The sequence below is a fragment of the Vibrio sp. 10N.222.49.A3 genome (genome assembly GCF_041475145.1).
Lineage (GTDB): Bacteria > Pseudomonadota > Gammaproteobacteria > Enterobacterales > Vibrionaceae > Vibrio > Vibrio tasmaniensis_A.
Genome location: NZ_JBFRVM010000191.1, coordinates 1 through 860 on the forward strand (window position 1 = coordinate 1; position 860 = coordinate 860).

Below are 860 nucleotides of genomic sequence, written 5' to 3' on the forward strand. Positions count from 1 at the left end.
CACGTCTGAACTTGAAACCTTGGGTAATTTCCTGCAAGGCACAGAGTCTGCTTCCCTGGTCTCGAAAGACATCAAAAAGACGGCCATCTCCATTAAGTCGGTGCTCGCTACCTACATTAAGAGCCTACGCTTTTTAGATGGCTTGGATGACAAAGACACGAAAGGAGAGCCCAAACGTAAACCGTTTTCTATCACCGATTGGGTACAAGATGACAAACAAAAAGGCTTTTTGTTTTTATCGAGTAACGCGCAGCAACACGCCTCATTGCGTCCTTTGATTTCGACGTGGCTTGCCATTGCTTCTAACGCTATCTTGGGACTCAAAGACGATGAAGACCGCCGCATCTGGGTGATTATGGATGAAATGCCAAGTCTGCATAAACTGCCTGAGCTTGACACCATCATTGCCGAAGTGCGTAAGTTTGGGGGCTGTTATGTGATTGGTCTCCAGTCTTATGCGCAGCTCGTGAAAACCTACGGAAAAAATACCGCGGACGTTATTTTTGATTTACTCAACTCTCGCTTTTACTTTCGCGCCCCATCAGCGCAGATGGCGCAAATCTCATCCAAAGATTTGGGTGAGCAAGAGGTGGATGTCTCAAGAGAGCACATTTCTTACGGTGCAAATGCACTCCGTGATGGGGTATCGATTGGCCACCAGACGGTGACACGACCGGTTATCTCTAGCAGTGAAATCCAAGCCATGGATGATTTGCAATGTTACCTTCGCGTACCAGGAAGCAGCTTTATCACTCGACTGGATTTGCACTTTGATAAGATGCGAGATGTGACACCGGCCTTTATAAAACGTGATTACACCCCATCGCCCGCCATGACCAAAGCGTATCAAAAAGCGATTT

General features: G+C 47.2%; 1 protein-coding gene. It reads left to right on the forward strand.

Translation table 11 applies throughout. The annotated features are described in order from the left end of the window. On the forward strand, nucleotides 1-860 hold an 860-nt coding region (locus tag AB4589_RS22390; RefSeq protein ID WP_372101711.1), incomplete at both ends, for a type IV secretion system DNA-binding domain-containing protein.